At 57.6% G+C, this 25,554-nt stretch carries 17 protein-coding genes and 1 pseudogene; 4 read left to right on the forward strand and 14 right to left on the reverse strand.

Annotated elements, in window-relative coordinates:
- Positions 1–295: 295 nt before the first annotated feature.
- Both OXE05_14105 and OXE05_14110 read left to right on the forward strand, forming a co-directional pair.
- Positions 296–937, forward strand: a complete 642-nt coding sequence (locus OXE05_14105; protein MCY4438449.1) for a bifunctional 4-hydroxy-2-oxoglutarate aldolase/2-dehydro-3-deoxy-phosphogluconate aldolase — start codon at positions 296–298, stop codon at positions 935–937.
- 502 nt (positions 938–1,439) lie between these two features.
- A complete protein-coding gene (locus OXE05_14110) occupies positions 1,440–2,393 on the forward strand; it encodes a sugar kinase (GenBank protein MCY4438450.1) in 954 nt (317 codons plus the stop codon).
- Between the two features lie 223 nt (positions 2,394–2,616).
- On the opposite strand, the pseudogene OXE05_14115 reads toward OXE05_14110, so the two are convergent.
- The 7 genes and pseudogenes from OXE05_14115 to OXE05_14145 form a co-directional block, all read right to left on the reverse strand.
- A pseudogene (locus tag OXE05_14115) lies at positions 2,617–2,861 on the reverse strand (type II toxin-antitoxin system HicA family toxin).
- Entirely contained in the window at positions 2,858–3,082 is a 225-nt protein-coding gene (locus tag OXE05_14120) for a 2-oxoisovalerate dehydrogenase (GenBank protein ID MCY4438451.1), read from the reverse strand. Before OXE05_14120 ends, OXE05_14115 begins: the two are co-directional and overlap by 4 nt.
- Before the next feature lie 158 nt (positions 3,083–3,240).
- Complete coding sequence (locus OXE05_14125; protein ID MCY4438452.1) at positions 3,241–3,900, reverse strand: hypothetical protein; 660 nt, start codon at positions 3,898–3,900, stop codon at positions 3,241–3,243.
- Between the two features lie 54 nt (positions 3,901–3,954).
- A complete protein-coding gene (locus OXE05_14130) occupies positions 3,955–6,453 on the reverse strand; it encodes an NB-ARC domain-containing protein (GenBank protein MCY4438453.1) in 2,499 nt (832 codons plus the stop codon).
- 233 nt (positions 6,454–6,686) lie between these two features.
- Positions 6,687–8,279, reverse strand: coding sequence for an aminotransferase class V-fold PLP-dependent enzyme (locus OXE05_14135; GenBank protein ID MCY4438454.1), 1,593 nt, complete (start codon positions 8,277–8,279; stop codon positions 6,687–6,689).
- A gap of 46 nt (positions 8,280–8,325) precedes the next feature.
- Positions 8,326–9,174: a creatininase family protein gene (locus OXE05_14140; protein MCY4438455.1), complete on the reverse strand. Its 849-nt coding sequence runs from the start codon at positions 9,172–9,174 to the stop codon at positions 8,326–8,328.
- A gap of 331 nt (positions 9,175–9,505) precedes the next feature.
- The gene (locus tag OXE05_14145; GenBank protein MCY4438456.1) at positions 9,506–10,642 is read right to left on the reverse strand and encodes a Gfo/Idh/MocA family oxidoreductase; all 1,137 of its coding nucleotides are present in this window, start codon (positions 10,640–10,642) and stop codon (positions 9,506–9,508) included.
- A 720-nt stretch (positions 10,643–11,362) separates the two neighbouring features.
- Here OXE05_14145 and OXE05_14150 point away from each other — a divergent pair.
- Positions 11,363–11,791 (forward strand): hypothetical protein, encoded by a 429-nt coding sequence (locus tag OXE05_14150; protein ID MCY4438457.1) that lies wholly within the window; start codon positions 11,363–11,365, stop codon positions 11,789–11,791.
- 646 nt (positions 11,792–12,437) lie between these two features.
- On the forward strand, positions 12,438–14,642 hold the full coding sequence (locus tag OXE05_14155) for an acetylxylan esterase (protein MCY4438458.1): 2,205 nt from the start codon (positions 12,438–12,440) through the stop codon (positions 14,640–14,642).
- A gap of 192 nt (positions 14,643–14,834) precedes the next feature.
- On the opposite strand, the gene OXE05_14160 is transcribed toward OXE05_14155, so the two are convergent.
- The 7 genes from OXE05_14160 to OXE05_14190 form a co-directional block, all read right to left on the reverse strand.
- On the reverse strand, positions 14,835–15,671 hold the full coding sequence (locus OXE05_14160) for a sugar phosphate isomerase/epimerase (GenBank protein MCY4438459.1): 837 nt from the start codon (positions 15,669–15,671) through the stop codon (positions 14,835–14,837).
- Between the two features lie 643 nt (positions 15,672–16,314).
- The gene (locus OXE05_14165; protein ID MCY4438460.1) at positions 16,315–17,799 is read right to left on the reverse strand and encodes a sulfatase-like hydrolase/transferase; all 1,485 of its coding nucleotides are present in this window, start codon (positions 17,797–17,799) and stop codon (positions 16,315–16,317) included.
- A 425-nt stretch (positions 17,800–18,224) separates the two neighbouring features.
- The gene (locus OXE05_14170; GenBank protein MCY4438461.1) at positions 18,225–19,622 is read right to left on the reverse strand and encodes an extracellular solute-binding protein; all 1,398 of its coding nucleotides are present in this window, start codon (positions 19,620–19,622) and stop codon (positions 18,225–18,227) included.
- A 208-nt stretch (positions 19,623–19,830) separates the two neighbouring features.
- A complete protein-coding gene (locus tag OXE05_14175; GenBank protein ID MCY4438462.1) occupies positions 19,831–21,225 on the reverse strand; it encodes an ATP-binding protein in 1,395 nt (464 codons plus the stop codon).
- A 113-nt stretch (positions 21,226–21,338) separates the two neighbouring features.
- Entirely contained in the window at positions 21,339–22,754 is a 1,416-nt protein-coding gene (locus tag OXE05_14180; protein ID MCY4438463.1) for a sulfatase-like hydrolase/transferase, read from the reverse strand.
- A gap of 417 nt (positions 22,755–23,171) precedes the next feature.
- On the reverse strand, positions 23,172–24,260 hold the full coding sequence (locus OXE05_14185) for a Gfo/Idh/MocA family oxidoreductase (GenBank protein ID MCY4438464.1): 1,089 nt from the start codon (positions 24,258–24,260) through the stop codon (positions 23,172–23,174).
- A gap of 179 nt (positions 24,261–24,439) precedes the next feature.
- Positions 24,440–25,543, reverse strand: a complete 1,104-nt coding sequence (locus OXE05_14190) for a Gfo/Idh/MocA family oxidoreductase (GenBank protein MCY4438465.1) — start codon at positions 25,541–25,543, stop codon at positions 24,440–24,442.
- Positions 25,544–25,554 lie beyond the last annotated feature (11 nt).

Genomic DNA, 25,554 nt, shown 5'->3' on the forward strand with positions numbered 1-25,554 from the left:
GAGAGAGTTGATTGAAAGCTGTAGGAGTTCTCGAAGTGTCATTCTTGAGGAGTGGCGAATAGGAAAAGCGCAAAGAGGCGCTGTAGAACGCAGCCAGAACCAATAAATGGGTCAAGACCGCAGACGCATGTTTAGCGTCTGCTCTAGTGTAATGCTAGACTGATTCTAAGCTCAAGAGGAGGTTTACAGTTACGATTATACTACATGAAGCGTTCTTGTAATGCAGTTCTTGTCTGCCTTTCGGATTGAGGGCAACTATATCTGGGCAGGGTAAGACCGTGCAAAGGAGTATGCAATGAGTCGTGCGGCGCTGCTTAGCGATCTGTGCGAGGCCAAGATAACCGCCGTGGTGCGCACCAAGTCCACCGAGGAGGCGGTGCGTATCGCGCAGGCGCTGTATGCTGCCGGTATTCGGCTCGTTGAGATTACGTTTACGGTTCCGGACGCCGCCGCCGTGATTGAAGTGGTTGCGAGGGAGAAACCCGCCGGTTGTCTGGTAGGCGCCGGTACGGTGACAACCGAGACCCAGGCAAGGGAGGCGCTGGCAGCCGGCGCGCAGTTTGTGGTTGGGCCCGTGAACCGGCCTGCGCTCGTGTCTCTGGCGCACGAGGCTGATGTGCCTTGCATCATGGCCGGTCTGACACCCACCGAGATTCTCGACGTGCATGAATCGGGTTCTGACATGGTGAAGGTCTTTCCAGTCGATAGCGTCGGCGGGCCGGGGTACGTCAAGTCGGTGCTCGGACCGCTCCCCGGGATCCCCATCGTCGCCTCCGGGGGCATCGGCTTCGACAACTATCGCGCTTACCTGGAGGCGGGAGCGGCTAACGTGGCGCTGGGCTCGGGACTCATGCCGCCGTCGCTCATAGCTGATGGTGACTACGCGGGGCTAACGGCATTTGCCCGGCGCTTCATGGAGTATTTGGACTCCGCGTAATTGCGCTCAGGCCAGAGGATGGGTGCACTGCATGTCACTCCTGTAAATGATGAGTAATTCGTTGGCAAGTTTGAGAACAGAAGCAACCTAACGCAGTACTAGACATGGCTAATTCACATGTCATTCCGAGCGGAGCGAGGAATCTAGGGTACATGCAACATGTCGCCAAATAGGCTCAACATCTTAGATTCCCCTCTTCGACGCGCTCCGATCAGAACGATATGTGTACTATTCATGTAGAGTATTGCGTTCACTTGCTATCATTCTCAAGTCTGTCAACGAATTACCTGACATTTACAATTCCAAACGAAGCCTAGCGAAGAGTAACTCGGGGTGCGGAACCTGGAGCGTGCGGCCGGTATTCCCCTTGGTCGAGATCACTAGACTGGCAGCGTCAGTGTAGCGCGGGGGCTTGTCCCCCGCTTCTGTAGGTGCGATAGAGGACCGACGGCATTGTCGCCGCTTGACGACGATTGCTGTCTTACTTTCCAATAGGTCGAACATGCCTGATATTCTCTCCCTCGGCGAGTGCATGGTGGAGTTCTTTGCAGAGGAGCCGTTAGCAGAGGCGCACAAACTGCAGAAGGCCTTCGCCGGCGATGCGCTCAATCTCCTGGCGGCGGCGTCGCGTATGGGAAGCTCGTGCGGCTTTCTCTCGCGGGTCGGCAACGATCCCTTTCAACCGTTCTTGCTCGATGGCTGGGAGTCTTTGGGAATTGATACCTCACACGTGAAGCGCGTGGAGGGTCGCAACGGCATATACTTTATCTCCATCTACGGTCAGGGCGAACGGGAGTTTACCTACTACCGGGCCGGCAGCGCGCCCAGCACCATGACCCCTGAGGACCTGGATCCCGATTACATCGCGCAGGCCAGGGTGCTTCACATCAGCGGCATCACACAGGCAATCTCAGAGTCGGCGCAGGCGACCGCGCTAGCGGCGGCGCGCGTGGCGAATGAGGCACATGTGTGCGTTTCGTTCGACCCCAATTTTCGGCCCGCGCTGTGGTCGGCGGCGGAGGCGCGGACCGCGGCGGAAGAGCTCCTGTCGCATGTGGACATCGCCCTGCCGAGCGGGCCTGAGGAGTCAGAGCAATTATTCGGCTGCGCGTCCCCCCAGGAAACGGCAGAATACCTGCATGGATTTGGTGCCTATGCGGTGGCGGTCAAGCTAGGCGATGCCGGTGTATACGTGAGCGCAGAAGGCGGAACGGGGACGGTACCTGCTTTCGCTGTCCCGCAGGTGGTCGACACGACCGGCGCCGGTGACGCCTTCGACGGCGCGTTCCTGCACGGGCTGGTGGAGAACAAGGATCCGCTGGAAGCAGCGCGATTGGGCGTGGTCACGGCCGGACTCAAGGTGCGCGGCAGAGGCGCGATCGCCAGCTTGCCGAGTCGGGAGGAAGTGAACCGAGCATTGCGCAGGGGCTCGGCGCGTCTTGGCGGAGACCGCTAATCAAAAGGAATCCACTGCGGAGGACGAGTTGCCGTGAGATAGTTCGTGCCGTGTATTTGCATCGTCACGTCGGCCTATAAATGTGATGCACCCGGATTCTTTGGAGTGCGGCTTCAGCGGGACGCTTCTGATTAGTGATGTAGTTCGTTGTGTCTGCGAAAACGCTAGGTTGTGTTAGCTTTTCATGTCAAGCGTAAGCGCGAGGTTATGATTGCAAGAAGGGCTACAATTCAAGCTGCTCGAGCAGTTCTGAGACGCTCAGGCCGTGATGGGCCGCGATGCCTTTGAGAATGTTCGATAGTGTCTTGGCCTCTTGATGGGCGTATGTTGGGGGATCACCTCATGATGTTCGCCATTCGTCTGCGTCGTGATCCGCACGTGAGAACCGCGTTGCCGGGTAGCCCTATACCCCAAACGCCGCAGCGCTTTCACTAAGCCCGCCCCGCTTACGTTGCGCGGCAATTTCATAGGGCAAGAACTTCGTCGCGGACGAAGTGGAGACGAATCAAGCCAGGTTGCTTCATGGATTCGTCGAAGTAGCAGTCGACGGCTTCTTTGACATTGTGGCGGAGCTCCTCAATCGTTTCGCCAGCCGTGTGGATGCCATATCCTAACGCGCTGGCCGAATATCCACCGTCGATTTCATCCTCGTTGACTTCAAAAATGATTTCGGAAATGATGTCGGCCATGATCATCTTCTCCTTCTGGGTACGTGAGTATCTACCGCTTTGGCTTCCTCCCGTCTTCCCCCAGCGATCTTCCACTTCTCAATCCAATCTTAGTATATCAGCCCAATTCTCCCCTGGCGGGAGCGTCGCGTGAAGCTCCGGAACGGCAAGCGCGATGCTTAGAGTATCGGCAAGTCGGCAAGTGTGAGAGTTTGCCACCAATGTCCGGCATCGAGCACGTGCAGCATGAACCTGGGCGTGCCCAGCGGCGCGATGGTGAGAGATGGGTCAGGCGGTGGAGACTTCGGATTGACAAAGAGCTCCGCGCCCGCCTGCAATAGGTGTTCCAGGGTAAGAGCTTGCTGCTCCACTGCCACGAGCAACGGCTGGCCGAGGGCAATGAGCGCGGCAACATCTTCTCCAGGCCGTGGCGTGCCCCGCACGTGCGCGAAGTATTCTGCGCCGTAGACAGTTTGCAAGTCGCCGTAGGGGTTGTCCGGGGGTCGGTATGCGGCGGCATAGAGCAGGGCGGGCGCCGGTACGTCTTCAACGTCTACGCCAAAGATGTCGCTCTTCACATTGAGGTAGTACGTCTCGCGGCTGGAGAAGAGCCGCACCTCGCAGCCGGTCTCGGCTTCGCCATGACGCTGAGCGGCGGCTTGCCACGACTCGCCCGCCGCGCACATGCCGCCGATACCCCAAAGAGGAAGAACGTGCGCGCCATTCTCCCCTTCCTGTGCATAGCTGGGATCGGGCAGCGTGAAGAGCAGCTTGTTGCGGCGCAAGCCAACAATTCCGGCAAAGCGTTGGCCGTCCGCGCCAAAGTCACGGAGTCGCATGGTCCCCATCTATGGGATTGTTCACTTACTGTGAGACTTTTCCACTTTAGCCCACTAATCGACCTCGAGCCACACTGCATGGGGACCTTTAACGTAGCGAATCACGCTAAAGGCTACTTGCTGTCCTTCACGTAGATTCGCCCATTCACTGGGATGAACTAAGGATTTGCGATTCATGTGTACTTCGCCTAATGAGTTACTCCTGACAAAGCCAAATGTACCTAGTATCCTAGATACAACACCTTTGAACCGTTGCGTGCGGTCTGAACTTAGGGCAGCTTTATAAGCATTTGGAATTATATGAATTAGATCCGCATTTCTATTGAGGCAAGCTAGAGTCTTTCTAAAGTCCCTACACTTCTCAACGAATTCACGATCAGAATCCCAACCCTCAGAAACCTGGGTGAAGCGAGAAATTGCTGACGAATAACCGTCGTACAGTCTGAGTACTTCTGCCAGTATTCTCACACTCACGCTTGCCAACTGTTGATCCCAACCGTAGGCACTTGCAGCTTCATCCGCTACGTGGACACCCTTGATGGCCAGTTCCTCTGCTGACTCAAAGTCGCCTTGTGAGATAAAGTGTTCTACACTCCGCCGGAGTGCGTCTGCATATTGAGTGCTGCGAATTCTCATTACATGATCTGGCGCATTCAAGTCTTCATAGTTCCAGACACATTCCAAGTCAACTAGCGCATCAGGTAATCTGCTGAGTCTTAAGTTTGCAAGCCCTCGAATGCTTTTCAATGAAACTTCATGTGCAGCTTCACTGTCCAACGCACTCTCCACTTCCTCCAGTGCCTTCTCATACTGACCATTATTTAGCAAGTAAGTGGCATAGTGATACCGATTAATGTCAGTGGCTTTGTATCGGATAGATGTCTCGAATGCATCTTCAATTTCATACATTGGCCGTTGCTCAGACTCCAACAAGTGTGCCTTTACCCGATGGACTTCCCACCAATTAGGAGTTAATTCTTCTGCCTTGCGTAATGACCTCATCGCAGCGTCTGGATTCTGACGGATAGTATTGAGTGCAAATCGAAGGTACGGAGCAGCGACCAGTTGATCGCTTGTTTCAAAGTCAATATGGTAACGATCATACCGATAATTGAGTTTCTGTTTCGCGCTCTTCTCTTTTTCAACCTGCCACTGACGAATCTTTTCCCGTGTCTTCTTTACAGTCGAATTGTTTGGCGGATGGTAGCGGGACAAATAATCAAAAACAAGGCTACCAATCTGATAAATTGCGCTCCCTTCATTGAATTTCCCTTCCAGAATGCTGGACTGCTGTAGCTCTTGTAGTGCTTCCAGGAAGGGGATATGCTTGGCATCTAGTAGTTCCTGAACTTCAGTCTGGCTAAGTTCCCTTCTTGCCGCCAACAGGGTGGAGATGATATTCCGAGCAAGCGGAGACAAGCCAGCATAGACGTTCTCCCAGCAAAAGCGCAGCGCTTGATTAAAGTCCTCATGTGCAAGCACGTCTTCTGGACTTGCCCCTTTGCCAACAGCTTGAACAAACCACTTGATGAGCAACGGACTATAGTGTAGTCGGTTGCAGTATTTTCTAAGCAAGTCCTCGCTAAGCGTTTGAAAGATTGTATAGTTGTATGCGTTCGCCAAACTTCTCAATAATGCGATTGAATCTCTTGTAGAGAGCCCAGGCATCGGGTAGCGAATTTCAATCTCCCCAAGACCGACCCTTGACGTTAGCAGTAGCTTAGAGTCGTGAGGGATTCCTATGGCTAGATCCCTGATCGCCGAGCCGAGTGTCTCTAGATTGTCAACTACTAAAAGGGTTCGGCTTCCTTGCAATTGCTCGAGTACCTTATCCCAGTTTGGCTCTGCTTGTCTCCGGATTGCTGTGTCTAAATCTACTAGCAAGTGATCCACTAGGTCGCTTGTCGTGTCAACAGCGTCTGTAACCTCGCGAATTCCGTCGGCCGTGAGATGCTGCGTCTTGAGTGACACCCAGACTATTCTATCCAAACCGAATTCAGGTTGATCCAGAATATCATGGCAAACGCGAAGTGCTAGGGCAGTCTTTCCTATACCGCCAGCACCTACTATAGTTATGACATTATGGTCGGATTTCAAGAGATTCGTCAGTTGTCGGATTTCCTTTTGGCGGCCTATGAATCCGGTGTCGCCGAATTCTGCCACTGGTAAATCGTGAAGAATAGCTGTCTCTTCGGTCCAAAAGTGTGGTATTGAGAAGCTCAGAATGTGTGCAGAATCTTGGGTTAAGTCGATGCTCTCGAAGAGTGGCTCCCAGATCAGACTCTGTGAATTCACTGGTAGCTCTTTGGCGATAGACATTAGTTTGGGCAGGTCTTCTAAGTCCAAAGTGCGAACTGGATGCATTACTCTATTGCGTATTTTGAGCACCTCTTGCTCAATAATTGTGGCCGCAGCAGCCTGGATGTCGGTCTGGTTAGCAGTTGGGAAACTGTGCTTGTGCCGGTTCAGCAAATCAACAAAGTCGCCGAGATCCAAGTAAATCAGCAAGTCCTCAGCCGTCACATCCTCTAGTTCCCATTCGGATTGCCCCATGTCCGCTCTTAGACGAGTCAATGCTCGCCTCTGCTCATCTGGCGACAAAAACCCAGGGGTATTGATGTCTAGACTCCGGACGAGATTCTCAAGGATTGACCGCTCCAATCCGACGATGATCTGATAACATTGGTTCCTTCGCACATCACTCAAACTTGGCATTGTCCAACACCTGTCGATATCAACTACGGGGTTTATCTGGCGTTTAAGGGAATAATGTAGGAAGCCAACAACTATTGCGTGACGATGGCGCGGATGCGTGCTGCGACGAGCTGCGGTTTGTCACCATCCAGGTTGAGCGGGTTGATGGTGATGCTGCCTTCCAGGGAGCCGTACTGACTCACGGCAATGGCCGGATCGTCGTCAAACAAGCGATTCACCAAGTCGATGGCCGATACGCCGTGCACGCCGTCGTCCAGTGAGACTCGCAGCGTGGGATAGGAAGCGCCGTCGCGTCCAACCACCTCGGTGGCGATTCCTGATACGCTGCTGAGATCGGCAGCGATGGATTCGAGGCGGCAGAGCCACTCTGCCCGCGCGGCGGCATGGTCGCGGTTGACGTAATTCTTCACGGCTGCGAGTAGGCCTGCGATCTCCTCCTTGCCCACTTTCATCGGGCGGCCGATGCCTTGGAGCGGCGGGCCGAGCAGGCGGCCGCTTCCCAGCAGTTGCTCGCGTAGGGTCCACGTCTCCACCATCACGTCCATGTCCTGGTGCTGTAGTGCCACGGATTGGATGAGGTCGCGCCGACCGACCAGGATGCCGGAGGCTTGCGGGCCCTGTATCGCCTTGCCGCCGGAGAAAGAGACGAGGTCGGCGCCCGTGGCGATGTAGCCGCGCAGGTTTTCGGCGGGCGGCAAGCCACCGGCCGCGTCCACGATGACGGGAACGTCATGTTTGTGCGCGACGGCGACCGTGTCTTCCAAGCTCACAACCCCTTCCACGGGCATGGCGACCCAGTGAACGGCGACCGTGCGCTCGTTTATTGCAGTCTCGATATGCCACGGCTCGGTGTAACCTCCAGTCGGGTGACCGATGTGTCCGACCTCAACAAACTTCGCGCCCGCCGTGCGCAAAGCGTGGTCGTACGCATTCCGGTGGAGGCGTTGGATGACTACCTCGTTCGGTATGTTCGCTGTTTCAGGCAGGAGGTTCATCTTGTGGATATCTAAGCCCGCGATGCAGGCGGCGGTACCAACCAGCAGGCCTGCCGCCGCGCCGGCGGTAACGTAGCCGGCTTCCGCCCCGGTGACTTCGGCGAGGTAGTTCCCCGCTGCCTCCTGGAGTTCCTCGATGCGCACGCTCCATTGCGCTGCCTCGCGCATGGCGTCGAGCACGTCATCGTCCATCGGTGTGCCGCCTAGACGGGTTAAGGTGCCGGCAGCATTGATCACACGCTTGACACCGAGATCTTGATAGAATTCACCCGCTGAAGGTTGCACATCGGACTTGCTGCCGCACGTCTCGCTGCGAAGACTACGGAGCTTTGCCACGTCTTCAGGGGTGAACCTCCAGAGAGAGTCCACTCTGTGACCGCCCTTACCCTCATATACCATGTAATTCACCCACCCAGGACCAACGTCGAGTTGAGCCGCGACCTGCAAGGTCGAGAACATCCCATCCTCTCCGGGTTCGTCGGCGGTAATTGACCAAATGGATTCCAACTTGTCCCGGTGATTGATGGCCTTAACATCATCATCGTCGAATGTCCATCGACCGGATTTGGGGTCTTGGCGGCCAATCCCTTTATGGTTCGCAATCTCATTGATCCGCTGTACAGTAAGGCTGAATTTCTCGGCCACTTGTCCAGTCGTATAGTTAGACATGGTAACTTCCCTTTGTAGCGATTCTCTCCAAAGTTTGGTGGCTCTCCTAACGCGGCGGTGTGGCGTCAGGCGAGAGCGGGCCAAGGGTGGCGTCGCTGCCGCGGTCGAAGTAGCCGCGCACCGGATTGTTGTGTAACTCGTTGCAGGCCAAGGTAAGGCGCTCGACAGCCAGATTGAAGATGCGTTCGCCCTTCTCCGCGCTGGCCACAAATGGATCGCCCATCACGCCCTCATCGGCTTCGCGGCGGCGTTCCGGCCACTTGGCGAATTTGCCCACCACCGGGTCGCGGAACATGGGCGCAAGGCCGTTAGGTGTGCGTTTGTCCAGGTCGACCATGTGGCCCCGCAAGTAGAGTTGCAGAGATGTCTCCCATTCGCCGCCGTGCCCGATGGTGTCGTCGCTGTCGCCCCACTCCTTGAGCTCGTCCTCCACCATGTGGAAGTACGTAATGTGCAGAGACCAGATGTCCTCCTGGGCGAGCTTGACGGAAGTCGTTTGCGTGGGAGCCACGTTGCCGCCGTGCCCATTGAGCATGATCATGCGCTCGAAGCCATTCGCCTTGATGCTGCGGCAAACGTCGCAGAGCACGGCAATGTATGTCTCAAGCGCCACCGTGATCGTGCCGATGTGCCCCATGTTGAAGTGCGTAAAGCCCGTCCAAACCGGCGGTGCCACGATGATGGGATAGTCGTCCGTACGGGTCGCGGCTTCAGCAGCGAGGTAGTAGGGGATGCTGATGTCGATGTCGGTGGGGCTGTGGGGGCCGTGCTGCTCGATGGATCCTACGGGGATAATAACGACGGGGTCATGTTTCAAGGCTTCGTAGAGCTCGTGCCGCCACATCTCTTGCCAAAAGACTTTCTTGTTCGTGCCGTTATAGGACCTGGTATACATCCATCGAGCCTCCCTGAATTGATGACAAAGCTACTACTTCAAGTGTGATCGTAGTTAGAGTACCATTCTGTGCCGGTGTCGGTGAGCCCTGCCGAGCGCAGGGTCGTTGCCTAGGCGATGGCCTCTTCCTGCGAAAGACAAAGAAACTGTTCGTACTCCGTCTACGCTGACGTTCTGTTCAAGGAAAGTATTCTGTTGGGGAAACAAGAATCTGCCACTGGCGCGAGCGCTCCGTTCGTGCTGAGCCTGTCGAAGTATGAACGGAGCGCTGCGTGTCGAATTGCCTATACGACACTATTCGGGAATGACCAGCATTCGTTGACACCCGACGCTACTCCGGCGCCGCCACGTCCACCCAGCCGCGGTCTTGCACCGACGTTCCGACCGCTTCCATGATCTCCTGCACGCGCAGACCGTCAACAAAGTCGGGACTCATGGTTTCACCGCTGCCCAGCGCTTCCAGGAAGTCCTTGACGATGTGAATAAAGGCTTCGCCATAGCCGATGCTGTGGGCGGCGGCCGGCCAGTAGCCGTGCATATAGTCGTGCTGGACAGAGTCCGAGGCATGGATGGTGCGGAACCCCGTAAGCGGTCCCGGATCGTCACCGCAGTAGTACTGCAATTCATTCAAGCGCTCGAAGTAGAAACGGATCGACCCCTTGCTCCCGTTCACTTCAAAGCCGAAGTTATTCTTGTTGCCACGTGCCAGCTTGGTTACTTCCAGCATGCCTTGTGCGCCGTTGGTAAACTGCATGAGGACCTGCGCGCAGTCGTCAACGGTCACCGCGCCGCTGCCGCCCTCAGGCGTGGGACGCTCCTTAATGTAGGTTGCAAAGTTGCCGCAAACGCTGCGCACGTCGCCGAGCAAATAACGTGCAATGTCGAGCACGTGCGAACCAAGGTCACCGAAGACACCAAAACCGGCGTATTCCTGCTGCATGCGCCAGCCGAGCGGCGTAGCCGGATCGGCGAAGCGTTCAGCCAGGAACCACCCGCGAAAGTGGTAGATGTCGCCGAGTTCGCCATCCTCGATGAGTTTTCTCGCGAGACGCACTGCCGGATAGCGCCGAAAGTGAAAGCAAATGGTGTTGCGTACGCCTGCCTTCTTCACGGCTTCCACCATAGAGCGCGCTTCCGGTACGGTCACGGCAAGCGGCTTCTCGCAGATCACCTGCTTGCCGGCTTCCGCGGCGGCAATGGCCACGTCAGCGTGCAGGTGGTTTGGCGTAGCGACGTCCACGAGGTCAATGTCATCACGTGTGACGACCTCTTGCCAGTCTGTGGATGATTCTTCCCAACCTAGTAGGTCCGCGGCATCTTGCACCGATTTGGCGTCGCGCCCCGCTATCACTTTGAGGCGAGGCCGGTACGGCACCGACGGAAAAAAGAGGTTTACGTCACGATATGCATGGGTGTGTGCTTTGCCCATAAAGCGATGGCCCACCAGGGCAACATTGATATCTTGCACAGGCTCATCCTTTCGTCAATTGGCGTTCGATTATGGTGCGGGGATTCAGCTTAGATTCTGTCGTCTGTATTGATTTCGTTGCTGCGTGTTCGGGCAGTGTCGTCTTGGTTTTTCATAGTGAAACAAAGGGGACGCCGGAGTGCCTGAATCTCTGGGAGCTAACCCGTTTGGGAGACACCCTTCATTGACGGGTGAAAGACAGTTTTCGCCGCTTTGCTACGGCATTGAGCGTAACCGACACGGCGGCGAATGGTCAAGGAGAGCTGAAGGATGACCCGCCGGATACCCCTGCATAGCTCGAAAGGATAAGGGAGATTGGGTTCAATTGACGAGATTGCCTCTTCGTACCGGCCTTCTCTCCAGGAGACCACTAAATGACTCCGTCATTCCGGCGAAAGCCGGAATCCAGTAGTTAGAGGGTAGCTTGCGATTGCTAGCTATGAAGCCAAAATTCACCCCTCCCCGCCTGGACTACCCCATCGCGGGGGAAAGGGGATTGCAGAGGCTCCCCAGGGAGTGCAGCCGGTCTGGAATTGCCGACCGAATTCAACCAAGGGTCTCCTCATTTCAGAGAGACCCTGGCTCAGCTGCTTCGGCAATGCGAGCGGTCCTCCAAGGGAAAAGCGTCATTAGTCACCACTATGTGCTTGTTACAGGATTGGGCGTATGGTCTAATGGGCTTAGTTACTGACGTAACGCCTCATGCGAGGAGTAATCGTTATGGCGAGTATCACCATCCAATTGAGCGCGCCGAATCTCGAACTTGCCTCCGTGCTCAAGGACGTGACGGGGGGTGTACTGCACCAGAATGGTCCGTGGCTTACGATCGAGGGCAAGAGGCTTGAAATCACGCGCTCTCAGGTCGAGCAGGCGTGGGGACGACCGCTGACTGAAGAGAAGTGGCGTTCGCTCACGCAGAGTCGCCGCGGGCATGTGGTTGAGGCTACCGATCAGGTGATTGTGGTTCAGGATCAGCCGGTAGCTCCACAGGCTACTGCCTCCACAGAGCGGTCGCTCAGTTTGACCCTGGAAGACGCTTGGCTGATGCAGCGGCTCGAGCAAGAAGCGAAACGCCGCGGCGTTAAGGTGAATCAGCTTGCTGCCCAAGCGATCGAGCGTTTCTTGCGTGGCGTGGAGACTAACGGATAGAGTATTCCGGGTAGGCCGCATAAGGCAGACGGATGCCCCATGCCGATGGTACCGCGTCGGAGAAGTCGCCATACTGTGCTGGCGAGGAATGACCGCACTCGGTACTGTCATTTCAGCGAAAGCTCGCCCCCGCCCGGGGGCGCGGAATCCACCTCTTCCGCGTGCCCTGGACTCCGGCGAAAGCTGGAGTGACGAGGAACGCGCGCCCTGGACTCCAAGGCCGTTCCATGCGCGGGCCTGCATTGCGCCAGCTTGTTGGCAGACTGGCCGGAGTGACAGAGAGTCTTGGACAGCTTCTAAGTACTTTGTCCGAGAGGATACTTGCTTCTTTTGCCAAGAGGCGGGGGACAAGCCCCCGCGCTACGACTTGCCAACGAGGAGCGAGCGAACGTTGGCAAGAGAACAACAAGCAAGCCCACGTACCTAGAAGCTGTCGCATAAGAGGGACTCGACATGGTGTTTCGTGCTTCGACCACTCGGCAAGCTCAGGATAGCCAAGGGCTTCGCGCAGCATTCAGCATGGTTGGATTGTTGTTCTTCCCGTTCGCCCTCGTATCAAGTGCGAGGCAGGCTCTGAGCCTGTCGCAGGGCGGATCTGCGCAGAGCTGAATATCTATGAGATGAGTACGAGCAAGGAGCCGTAGCCGTGTCCCAAGAAGCCAATGTAGCCTCCCCGAACGCGGTAGAGTCCGTGCGCTGGGACCAGGCGGCGCAACTGGAGCGATACCTCGATACCCTTGCCGTCCAGGCGTATGAGTGGCGGAGGGCAAAGTGGCACCGGGACTTTTCAAGCCTCCGGGCGTACGCGGAAGCCGTAGCGCCGAATCGTGAACACTGGCGCGATATGCTCGGTATATGGCCGGCGGCGGAAGAGCGCGTGTCCCTCGAGCCGGACCTCCATGTCGTGGCAGAGCGCAGCGATCATACCGTCTATGCGGTTACGTTTGGCACGCTGCCGGGCGTCCGCTCTTTTGCCCACCTCTTGGTACCTAAGCGCATCGAGGCGCCACGACCGGCAGTCATTTGCCAGCACGGCATGGGCGGCACACCACATTCCATCGCGGGTTTGGTGGATGAGGATGACGCCTATCATAAGTACGGCCAGCGGTTGGCGGAACGCGGGTACGTGGTGCTGGCCCCGCATTGCATCAACTTTGTCGATTGGCGCAATCGCCTGCACAACAAGGCGTTACTCGTTGGGCGCACCCTAATGGGTTTGGAGATTTGGCGGGAGATGCGGGCAGTCGACTTGCTGGAGACATTGCCCGAAGTAGACAGCGAGCGCATCGGTTTCTACGGGCTTTCCCAAGGCGGCAAGATGGCGCTGTGGTTTCCGCCGCTCGAACCGCGCATCCGCGCTACCATCATTTCGGCTTTCTACAACGAGCGCACCAAGAAGCAGCTCGTAGCATCGCCTCACTATCGACCCTTCATAAACACCAGCGAACAGTCGTACTTCGAGCCGGACTTCCTCACCGAGTTTTCGGACTACGATCTGGCATCGCTCATCTGCCCCCGTCCGGTGATGATCGAACACGGGCAGACGGATAGCTCCTACTACATCGAGAGCGCGCGCGAGGAGTTCTACCCGCTCAAGGAGATTTACGAGCGCTTGGGCATCGGTGAGCGTTGCGAGTGGGGTGAGTTTGACGGCCCTCACGAGATTCACGGTGTGGAGGCTTTTGACTTTCTCGATCGCTGGTTGAACGATGGGCAACCACCCAAGGGGCACGCCGCGCCTGATGACAAGGCGGCCACACCCCCGCCGCCGGTGTTTGTCAACGATGCTGCCCTGCAAGCCATGCGCGACGATACGAACGGGCAGCACGATCGGTACCTGGACGGCCTGGCCGATCAGGCATACGGGGTGCGGGAAGAGCGTTGGCAGCGGGACTATGCCAGCGCGGAGGCCTACACGGAGTCCGTAGCGGCGAACCGCGAGGCGTGGCTGGCGATGATGGGCGGGTTGCCGCCGGTAGAGGAACAGGTGCCGCTTGCCCCCGAACGCCGCGTGGTAGTGGAGCGTCCGGACCATACGGTCTATGCCGTAACGCTGGGCATGCTGCCGGGGGTGCGACTATTCGGCTATTTGTTGGTGCCCAAGTGCATTACCGCGCCGCGCGCTGCGGTGGTGACTCAACACGGGCTCGGTGGGGCGGTGCAAGCTGTCGCCGGCTTGCTGGAACAAGACGATGCCTACCACCGCTACGGCCAGCGCCTGGCGGAACGGGGCTACGTGGTCTTCGCGCCGCACTGCATCAATGGCACGCCGCGGCGCGTGCGTTTACATAACAAAGCTATCGTCGTTGGCAGGCGTTTGATGGGACTGGAGATCTGGCGCGAGATGAAGGTGATCGACTATCTGCAATCGCTGCCGGAGGTCGATCCGGAACGCATCGGCTTCTACGGTCTCTCCCAGGGCGGGACCATGACGCTCTGGCTGACGCCGCTGGAACCCCGCATCAAGGTCGCGGTGGTCTCTGCTTACTTCAATGAACGCACCCGCAAACTCAATGTGGAGTCCGAGCACTACCGCGCGTACGTCACGACGGACGAATTCCATCAATACTATCTCGGCCAGCTCTTGGAGTTCTCCGACGCTGATCTCGGGTCTCTCATCTGCCCGCGCCCCCTGTTCATCGAACAGGGCACGCAAGACCGGGCGGTCTACTACAAAGAGGCGGAGGTAGAGTTCGTGAGGCTTCATTCCCACTACGCACGGCTGGGTCTCGGCGACCGTTGTGTGCTGGGAGTCTTTAAAGGCAAGCACGAGATTTACGCCAAGGATTCGTTTCCGTTCCTCGACAAGTGGCTGGAGCACACGCCTAGTGGTCCAACAACATTGTATTGATGGGTAGGTGTAAGCAATAGCGAGAGGAAACTGCGCAGGTTGCAAACCTACGCTACCAATCAATACAAAAAATGCCGAACCACTAGGGCTTAGGGCAATAATCAGTTTAACCGCGATTGCAAACGAATGCTCTGGAAAGTCCGGCTAAGAATTCTGGAATCCTCAAATGGCGAGCGCGGACTATTCAGAATTCTAGTCAGTGAGAAATCCGACGGACCGCAGATGTTCCACGCTGCGGACGACGCGCTCCTGGCGCTGCTCCAGAGTCGGTTCCGGCTCGCCCTCAATGCCCTCGATCTCCAGGCTATACGGTCCGAAGAATCCCGCATTGTTGGTAATCTCACTTATGCGCGCGAAGTCAACGGCGCCGCCGTCTCCCATAGCCGTGAAGTACCAGTCCCGGTAGCCGCCGCGGCTGTCCTTGAGATGCATGTGCACCACGTAGTCCATGACCTGTTCGAGTTGCTTGTAAACATCCGCGCCTTCGTTGTAGAAGAGGATGTTGCCCGTGTCGAAATTGATGCGGATGGCGTCATGCTGTAGGGCCTGCATCGTGTCTAAGATTGCATCCGCGTTTTGGGTAATACCCGGGTGGGTTTCGAGGGCAATGGTGAGCCCGTGACTGGCCGCCACGTCGCCAATAGCCCCCATCTTGTCAAAGAAGTCTTTCCGGTCTTCTTCAGCCGGTTCGCCGCCCAAGCCGACAAAGTACTTGGCGCCAATGCCAGCCGCGAGGCGCATCCGTTCCGCAATACGGGCAAATCCATCCGGGTCCATGAGGTTATCGGACCCGTTCGCGCTGATCACGGTGAGACCGTTCGCGTCGAGCTCGCGCTTAAGGTTCTGAATCCCCTCGTCGCCGAGCTTTTCGCTGGCGACGACATCCTCCGGGATCTCCAAGACACCGCCGTGCTGTTTCATGGCGAGTTCGAGGTGAGTGATGCCGGCTTGCGGCGCGAGATCAATCGCCGCGCGTACGCCGTAGCGGCCGTAACAATTCGTAAAGACTTCCAGTAAGTTGCTGGGCATGATGTGCTCCTTTGCGAGAACTTACGTATGAGTGCATTTGCTCCGTGCTGACCTGCCCTTCGACAGGCTCAGGGCGAACGGAGAGGGAGTGAGTCCGCTAGAACAAGATACCCGCTGGAGCGAGTAGCCCGCTGGAGCGAGTAGCCCGCTGGAGCGAGAATCCTCCAAGAGCGAGATATCCGCTAGAGCAAGATGTCCGCCAAGGCATAGAGCCCGCCAAAGTAAGGAATCCGTTCGTGCTGAGCCTGTCGAAGCACAATTTGGCACGTTGAACCGGAATCTTGGCAACCACTCCAGCCACTTTGACTACTCCCTGTATCTACTTGTTGCGCGACGCCCTTTCGCGTACAGGGCTATTGTACCCGTCTGGCGCCACTCTCGCCGACAAGACTACGTTGCTGACCCTTCAATGTCCAGGCCGTCGCTGCTACGAGCAACGGGCGCATGGTCCGTCATTCAGTAAAGAGCGGACCGCCGCCGTCATTTGCGGCGAAAGCCGGAATCCATCCTCACCCCAATCCTTGCATGCCGTCCCAAGCGGGGGACAAGCCCCCGCGCTACGTTTCAGACTGCGCGTAATTGACGGATTCGGCGAGCCCTGTTCGATGCTTGCGCTCGGCATGACGCGGAATGTTTACATTGCCTAGTGGCGCACGTCAACGTTACTGTATTCAGTGCGGAATCCGGCGTGATTGGTCGCGGTATTGCGGCGGTCGGCAGTGGTCTCGACCTGTGGGTCTCGCACCGGCAGGTTGCCGTCTTCAAGGTAGGCTGAATCTCGTAATTGGTGCCTTTCCACGAGCTCGCTTTGCAGGTGCTGCTTCTTGGCTTGACAGCGTGTTTCGTGGGCGAGATTGTGCAACTCCGCCGGGTCTTCAGCGAGATTGAAGAGGTGTTCCGTTGGACCTTCGGGGTACCAAATGTACTTCCACTGCCCATCCGTAATCGCCAGGTAGATGCACGGGATGCGCTCCGCCTGCGGCCAACGGGGCCCGCTCATGCCTTCCAAATAGCAGCGCGGGTTCTCAAGTTTGCCGCGTGCCAGCGCGACCAAATCCTGGCCGTCCGTATCGTCCGGCGACTTACCGCCTGCCACGGCAACCAGCGTTGGCAAGATGTCGGCATGGGTGATCGGCGTTTCCACCATCGTGCCATGGCGTCGATTATCCCAATTCTGCGGCATACGCAAAATGAAGGGCACGTGCGCTGACGGTTCGTAGAAGAAGGTCTTGGCTCCGTTGCGGTGATCGCCGAGCATCTCGCCGTGGTCGGAGGCAAACATGATGAAGGTGTCATTGAAGAGTCCGCAGTCCTCCAAGGCGCTGATGAGGCGGCCGATGACGTGGTCGATCTGCGTGATCAGCCCGTAATAGACGGCGCGCGCCGCGTGAATGGTCTCGTCTGGGATGGAGTCAAATGCGCGCCGCTGTGCTTGCCGGTCGAACGAAATGGGGCAGTCCGCGTTGTCGCGCCACGCCCCAACCGCCGGTTCAGGTATTGGCGAATTCTGATACATCGAGTAGTACGGCTCAGGCGCGTCGAGCGGCGGGTGTGGTTTGGCGAACGAACACCAGAGGAAGAACGGGAGGGTGGGATCGCGGCGGACGCGGATGTACTCCACGCACTGTTCGGCGATCCAGGAGGTGAGTGTCATGCTTTCCGGTACGGTTGCGAGCGTTGGGTACAACTCATTCTGACCGATCCCGTGGTGCATCGGCTGCCGCGCGCTGCCGGAATGGCGCATGTCACGGTAGTAGTCATCCGGCAGAATCATCTCTTCAAAGCCATGCCGCACCCGCTGTGGGCCAAAGTGCATCTTGCCAATGGCGGCAGTCTGATAGCCACACGCCCGCAGATGTGTCGGGAGCGTCCCCTCCCTTCCCATCACATTCGAGGTCTGGTCGTTGTTGGCCACGCCGTGGGTGAATACCTGCGTGCCCGTCATGATGCCGACGCGCGCCGGTACGCAGAGCGGACAGTCGGCATAGGCGCGCGTGAACTGCACGCCTTGGTAGCCAAGGAGGTCTAAGTGAGGTGTCCGGAGAAAGGCAGGTTTGGTGTCACCAATAGTATCGAAACGTTGCTGGTCAGTGGTAATAAGCAGGATGTTGGGTTGAGTAGCGGACATGCGATCTTGTCCCCTCTTCTTCACGGTGTAGCAGTGGGCACTATCAACACAGTTTCACGGAACTACGTATGCACAATCGGCTAGAACTCATCCCTTAAGTGTCTCGCTCTGTGCAAATATGCCCTTCGACAGGCTCAGGGCGAACGGAAAAGGAAACAATCCGTTCGTGCTGAGTGCTGCGCGAAGCCTGCTGCGCGAAGCCTGCTGCGCGAAGCCCTTGTCGAAGCACGAAACGGCATGACGAATCTGTCTATGAGATAGCTTCTAGTCCTACTTTACAGGATTCGGCCCTGCAGTTTGCGGATGTGCCTGCTCGTTTGGTCGCAAGGGTACTCGAATTGAAGAATCCCAGCGAAACGGTAGCGGGGTCGGCATTTGCCGACCCCGCTACCCAGTCTCTTTTCTGCTACTGGTTTGCTATGCCGCTATCCTCCGCCCGAGAAGTAGGCGCTCATCTCGTCGGTGATGAGCTTCTGGAACCAATCCGCATATTCGCGGGTATCGATTTGACCAAGCTGGTATTGCTCGCGATAGCGCGGCCTGGCCTCATTGCGGATCTTCTCCCAGGCACTGTATTTCAACATGCCCCAACCGTGTGGCCGGGTCTGCTGTGCCTGGAGGAAGTACGCCCTGGGATCGATGCCAAGCTGGTTGCGGAACACTTCTTGGGAGACTTCTGAGTACGCTGGGTCTATGAACGGCGAGACGACGTGGCCGGCGGTGCGCGGGAAGCGTCCAGCATTCTCCGGCGTCATGAACCACGTGAACACTGTCCACACGGCTTCTTCCGTCCCCGCATTGCCGATCTGCAGACCGTGGTTTGAAATGCGCGCTGACCTGCTGGGACCGTCACCGTCGTAGGGCAACGTGCCGGCTGCCCAGTTGAAGTTCGTGTCCTGGTTGATGAAGGACACTTGCATACCGATCTTGCCGGTGACGAAGGTATTCATGCGCTGGCCGCCCTTCAGCTCGTTGGCTTCGTCCGGGTTGGGCTGCACGTGGTACTTGACCTCGGTCACGTCCCGCCAGAATTCAAGCCCCTGCATGATGCCGGGTGAGTTGATGAAGGCCACTTTCTTGTCATCGTCCCACGGGCCCTGGCCAAAGTAGGTTCCGGTGGTCTCGCCCGCCGCGTTGCCGCCGCCCAAGCTGCCGCCAAAGCCGAACTGCCCGTCGCCGGTCAACTTCTGCGCGTAATCGAGGAACGTGTCCATGTTCCACCACTTGGCACTCGTGTCCACCGGCGGCTCTTCCAGTCCGGCCTCGGCAAACATGTCCTTGTTGTAGGCCATGGCATCGGAGGACGTACTTATGGGCATGCCGCCCAACACGCCGTCGAGCACCCACTCGAACAGTGACGACTCAATGTACAGGTCTGCCGGCACGAGCTTGTCAGCCTTGAAGAACTCGGTCAGATCGAGAATGGCGCCTGCCTGGAACATGCGGTCCCACGTCAACCAGCCGTTGTGCACGAAGTCTAAGGTTACGCCGCCGGCGTGGGCGGTCATGAACTTCTCATATACGCCGCGCCAGCCACCGGCCTGACCTGCAACCTCAACCTGAATGTTGGCATGCTGCGCGTTAAAGTCGTCAAAGATGGCGATTTCTTTTTCCTGGCGCGCTGGGCTTTCCGGCGAGGCATAGACAATGTTCACTACTTCCATGGTTTCAGGTTGCGCGGCCTCCGTGGATGTCTCTCCATCCGCGGGCGCTGCCTCACCTCCGGTCATCTGTGCCGTTCCGCACGCAGCGAGGAGACCGACTGCCCCAATCGTGGCGCCGGTACCCATGAGACGTCGTCGCGTTACATGTAAGTCCGCCATCGCTCCACCTCCTGATAGCACTTCAGCCGTGGACTCTTTACAGCAATAGAGTTGTAAATGCAATCACATCGCTGTTGTGGGCAGTATAGTCTTTCAGCCAAACTCTTGTCAATAACAGAATTGTGAAATCTTTGTGAAGGAGCGGGTCAGGTCAAGATGTTTTACTCAGCCAGTCAAGGCGCCCTTGCCACAATTGGAAAGAAAGCGGCTATGGCGATTTCCCGGTTCCTATGTCGCCTTCCAGGAAGTCCACAAACTGGCGCGCCGTGCGGCCGGAGAAGCCGTTCTGCTGCTGTGCCCACGTGATGGCGCGGGCGCGGAGATCCGCCTCCTGAATCTGGAGGCCACGTTGCTCGGTGAGGGCCGCCACGATTGCAAGGTAGTGCGCTTGCGTAGGTGAGACAAAGCTGATGCGGATGCCGAAACGATCGCTAAGGGAAAAAGTCTCTTGCAAGGTCTCTTTGGGATGTACTTCATCCTCGAGGATGCCGGCGCGATCGGAAAAGTTCTCACGAATGAGGTGGCTGCGGTTGGACGTAGCGTAGATAACTACGTTTCGCGGCTGCGCCGCCACGCTGCCTTCCAGGATGGCTTTCAAGGCTTTGTAGTCAGTCTCATGGGGCTCAAATGAGAGATCGTCCACGAAGACAACAAAGGACTGCGGCCGCACCTGGAGTTCCATCAAGATGTCGGGAAACTCGTTGAGATGCTCCTTGGCAACTTCAATGAGGCGGAGCCCACGGTCACCGTAGCGGTGCAACAGCGCCTTGATGGAAGAGGACTTTCCGGTGCCGCGATCGCCGCTGAGCAACACGTTGTTGGCGCGGTACCCCGCGAGCAGGTGCTCAGTGTTTTGCATGAGAAGCCGGCGCTGGCGGTCGTCGCCGATGAGTTCCTCCAGACGAATGGGGTCTGGGTGCGGCACGCCCTGCAAGTTGCCGCCATGCGTTGAGCGCACCCAGCGAAAGGCACGGTAGCGGGCGAAGTCGCCGGTGCCATGCCGGCGGTAGTGTGCCGCAAGCAGAGGGACGGCTTCCCGCCAGTCTTGCAATGCCATGAGCTTCTCGCGGATGTCTAGCTCATGCCGTTCGCTATCGGTCGCGCCTGGCGACGTAAACTCATCCCACGCCAGATAGGGCGGATTTTCATCGGCTGCGAGAAGACCCGCTAGCGTCCGCCAGGCAACGGCGTTGAGATTGAACAACCGTTGGAGGATGGCAAGATCTTCTTCCGCGAGCGACCTCAGAGCAGTACTCAAGCCGGTAGGGCCAGCCAATGCGGCCCTTTGCGTGAATGCGTTCTCGGCCTCGAGTATGTGCTGTACGAGGAAGTCTTGCCAGGCATCGCCATGCCCCCCCGCCGATTTGCGTTCACTGTGCTGCGCGAGCAAACCGCTCAGCTTGGCGGCGGTCGCCGCAAACCGATGTGGCGGGTCTCCCGCCGCCACGCAGCGTAGCATGGCGCAATAGCACTGAAATATGTCGTCATGTAGGACATGGGTATACAGCGCGAGCCGGTCGAGGCTGTCGAGTACGGACTGTGCTTCCTGTACGGAAATGGGAGTGCTTGCGGCAATATCCACGTTGGATGGTCTCGACCTCATAGTGCTACGTGAACGTGCAGTAATCCTGAACTCGCCCCGCGCCGCACGTCGTCATGCTCTTGTCTCGAAGCCAATTCCAGGCCCGAGTCCTTTGGGCGCGTAGCTACAGAGTACTACGAAAGCGGCAGCCATTTCTCCGCCCAGCGCCACCAGGGATCCTGGGTCTCGACCATCCACACCATGAGACGCCGCAGGAGTTCGTGGCGGATGTCCTGGTACGCCGGGTCGTCGCAGAGATTTTCCAGCTCGTAGGGATCGCGCTCCAAGTCATAGAGCTCATCTATGGCGTGCGGATTGTACACGAACTTGAACTGCCTATAGCGGATCAAGCGCGAGGTGAAGAGTCCGACTTCGTCGCCGTGGAATTCGCAGCCCAACATGTCGCGCCAGGCGTCGAGAGTCGGGTCCTGCCAAAGCGGCTGCAGAGCTTCACCGTGCAGATTGTCGGGCACGGGGAGATCGGCGGCCTGCAAGATGGTGGGCATGATGTCGATGAGGCTGGTGAACTTTGTGGTGGTGACGCCGGCAGGAATGCACGCGGACCAGCGCATGATCAGCGGAATGTGATAGACCTCCTGGTAGAGCAACGGTCCTTTGTTGAATTGTCCGTGGCTGCCGGTAAAGTCGCCGTGGTCGGTATTGAAGATGATGAGGGTGTCGTCGCGAAGGCCGAGGTCGTCGAGCGTCTGCAAGAGTTTGGCAAAAAGAGAATCGAGAAAGCTGACGTAGCCGAAGTACTTAGCGACGGCGGGCTGCCAGTCTTCCCATGTGAAGTCCTGCACGCCCCGATGGAATTTGTGCCTGCGGTGGACCTGCGGCTTATTCTCGAATGTGTCGTGGAAGTTCGGCCATGGTGGGATTGCCTGTGGGTCATAAAGCGAGGCCCAGGGCTCAGGCACCACGTAGGGATGGTGTGGGCCGTTGAAGTCCACGCGCAGGTAGAAAGGCTGATGGCCCTGGTATTCGCGGAGCAGGCGCATGCCCTCTTCGGCGAAGTAATACATGAGATTCCCCTCTTCCGGAAGCTGTTCCGTGCCGGAGATGAGAAACTCTTCGTTAGGGTACGTGGCGTAGACTGCATCGGGCGGCGTGGGCGGACGCAGGGGCAGGCCGAGCTGTCGCCGGTAGTCGGCGATGCCTTGCGCGCCCACGTCATGAAAGCCGCGGGTCTTCGGCCCGTTTTCACGTCCGATGTGCCATTTGCCCACGTGCCCCAGTCGGTAGCCGGCCTCGCTCAAGAGTTCGCTGTAAGTTACTTCCTCCGCCGGCAACTCTACGAGGATAGAGTCTTCCTGATGGCAGTTGTTGTAGATGCCGTGACTGTGGGAATAGCGCCCTGTGACCATAGATGCGCGGGCCGGCGAGCAGATGCCTGCCGGCGTGTAGGCCTCGGCATAGTTGATGCCGTCCTGGGCGAGATGATCCAGCGTTGGCGTGCGGCAAATCGGACTCCCGTTTATGCCCAACACGTCAAACCGCATCTGATCGACCATGATGTGCAAAATGTTTGGTTGGCGCGCGTCCGTCATGTTTCATTCCTCAATCCAGTTACCAGTTTTGCAAAAAAGTACGCTCCCAAACACCGCCAGCGAGCGGCATTCGATGTCTTGGCAATACAACTGTGGGGGATGGGTACTCACTGAACAACTAAGGCCGCAAGCGGACGCAGAGCCTGCACCGTACGTGATACGGGGTTGCAGTACTGCAGTACCGGGAGGAAACGTCTGAAGCGAATCGCACATGTGAATTATCTTGTGGTTCGACACTCTTTCATTGATGGGTTGGAGCGCCGGTAGATGGGTAAGAGTTCCGGTAGCACAGGTTTGTAACCTGTGCCCAGTCCCTCGATTTGATGTGCTCACTCCACGCTACGGTAAGATGGCGCAGGTTGCAAACCTACGCTACCCATCAATACAATCGTGTCGGACTATTAGGGTATGAAGGCTTTATCGGAATTGCGGTACCTCCAGCCACACACCCTCCTGCATGGCGGCGGCGTGGGCAACGATGCCGGGAGCGGTGAACTCTACTGCTCTTACGGCGTCTATGGGGGCCTTTGTGTTGTTGTCGATGGCGGCAATGAAGTCCTGCACCATGAAGTATTCAGACGTGCCGTGGCCGCCGTGCAGGGCTTCCGGCGGGGCATTGGGATCCACCAGAAGGCAGTCGATCTCTTCCGCCCCAGTCTGCTTGGACATGGTGTCTACATTGAAGTAGCGTCCGGTGGAAGCGCGGTCCTCGATGTGCCTACCGTTCTCGATGAAGCCTTTGGTGCCATACAGCGTGTAGTAGACCGAGTGCGGGTGCCGGTGCGCCACCTGGCTGCGCAGGATCTTGACCACGTTGCCTTTTTCGGTTTGGAACAGCCCCACTTCCATATCCAGGTGTCCCAAGTCCTTTTCTTCCGGATGCATGTTCCTGCCGGCGGACGCGCCGGTGGCTTTGACGATGCGATCGTCCATCAGTGTGAGCACCGGTCCGAGCGTGTGCGCGCAATACCAGATCGGCGCGCGGGGCAGCCGCCACTTGGGCGTGCCGGTTTCCGGATCGCGCAGGAGGTCGGCGATCTCGTGGACGTACTCCGCTTCCGCGTAGAAGAGCGTGCCGAGCGTGCCCTTGGCAACGAGATTGCGCCACTCCTTGATGTAGTGAAAGTAGCAGTAGTTCTCCGCCATCATATAGACGTTGCCGGTGCGTTCCTGAGCGGCAATGACAGCCTCGCATTCGTTTAGGGTGTAGGCGACGGTCTGTTCGCAGAGGACGTGTTTACCGCTTTCCAAAGCGGCGATGGATTGTGCAGCGTGGAACTCGATGGGTGTCGCTATGACTACGACATCCAGAGGGGCATTGACGAAGTCATCGAAAGCCGTGAACAGCGCCTTCTCGGGGAGACTAAAGTCCTTGCTCATGGAGGTAAGCGTGTCTTCGTTGAGATCGCACAGGGCGGCTACTTCCACCCTGGGATGCGCGGCCAACGCGCGCACCAATCCCCCGCCGCGGCGCAGTCCAACAAAGCCGACTCTAAGCTTTTCCATAAAGGCTTTCCTTTTGGCTACTTCACTTGTTGGCTACTTCACTTGGGTATCCCTTCGGTGCCTTTGTAGCACGCTAGGAAGGGCCTTGAATCTCACAGGATTTCCCCTCAACCCCGTATCGAGTACGGGGCAGGTCCGCACAGTGCAGTGTACCTAATGTGATGAGTTCTAGTAATTCGCTAACGGAACTGCGGCACGTCGAGCCAGACGCCGCCTTGCATGGCAGCCTCGTGGGCGACAATGCCGGGGGCTGTGAATTCCACGGCGCGCACGGCGTCGATGGGGGCCTTTGTGTCGTTGTCGATTGCGGCGATGAAGTCCTGCACCAGGAAGTACTCAGACGTACCATGGCCGCCAAGAAGAGCCTCCGGCGGTGCGTTGGGATCCACCAATGGGCAGTGAATCTCTTGCGCCCCGGTCTGTTTGGACATCGTATCCACATTAAAGTACCGTCCGGTTGAATACCGTCCGGTTGCAGCGCGGTTTTCAACGTAGCGACCGTTCTCGATGAACCCCTTGGTGCCGTAGAGCGAGGAAAAGGCCAACTGCGGACGCCGGAGCGCTACCTGGCTACGCTGAATCTTGATGACGCTGCCCTTCTCGGTGTGAAAGAGCCCAACTTCCATATCCAGGAAACCCAAACCCTCTTCAGCGGGATTTATGTTTCTGCCGGAAGACGCGCCGGTCGCCTTCACGATGCGGTCGTCCATGAGCGTGAGTAACGGCCCGAGCGGGTGCGCGCAATACCAAATCGGCGGGCGCGTCAGCCGCCACTTGGGCGCGTCGGTGTCCGGGTCACGCAGCAGGTGAGCGATCTCGTGAATATAATCCGCCTCCGCATAGAAGAGCGTGCCGAGGTCCCCGCGCGCGATGAGCTTGCGCCACTCGCGGATGTAATGAAAATAGCAGTGATTCTCCACCATCATGTAGACATTGCCGGTGCGCTCTTGGGCGGCAATAACTGCCTCACACTCGTCCAAAGTGTAGGCTACAGTCTGTTCACAGAGCACGTGCTTGCCGCTCTCCAAGGCGGCGATAGTCTGCGCCGCGTGAAACTCGATGGGTGTGGCGATCACGACGATATCCAGCGCAGCGTTGACGAATTCGTCGAATGCCGTGTAGAGGGCCTTATCGGGCAGGTTGAAGTCTCCGGCCAGAGTAGCGAGAGTCTCTTCCTTTAGATCACAGAGAGCTGCAACGTCAACGCGTGGATGCGCGGCCATGGCGCGCAAGAGCGCGCCGCCGCGGTGGAGACCTACGAAGCCGGCTTGCAGATTCTCCATCGCATCCGGCC

This window comes from Chloroflexota bacterium (assembly GCA_026710945.1).
Classification (GTDB): domain Bacteria; phylum Chloroflexota; class UBA11872; order VXOZ01; family VXOZ01; genus VXOZ01.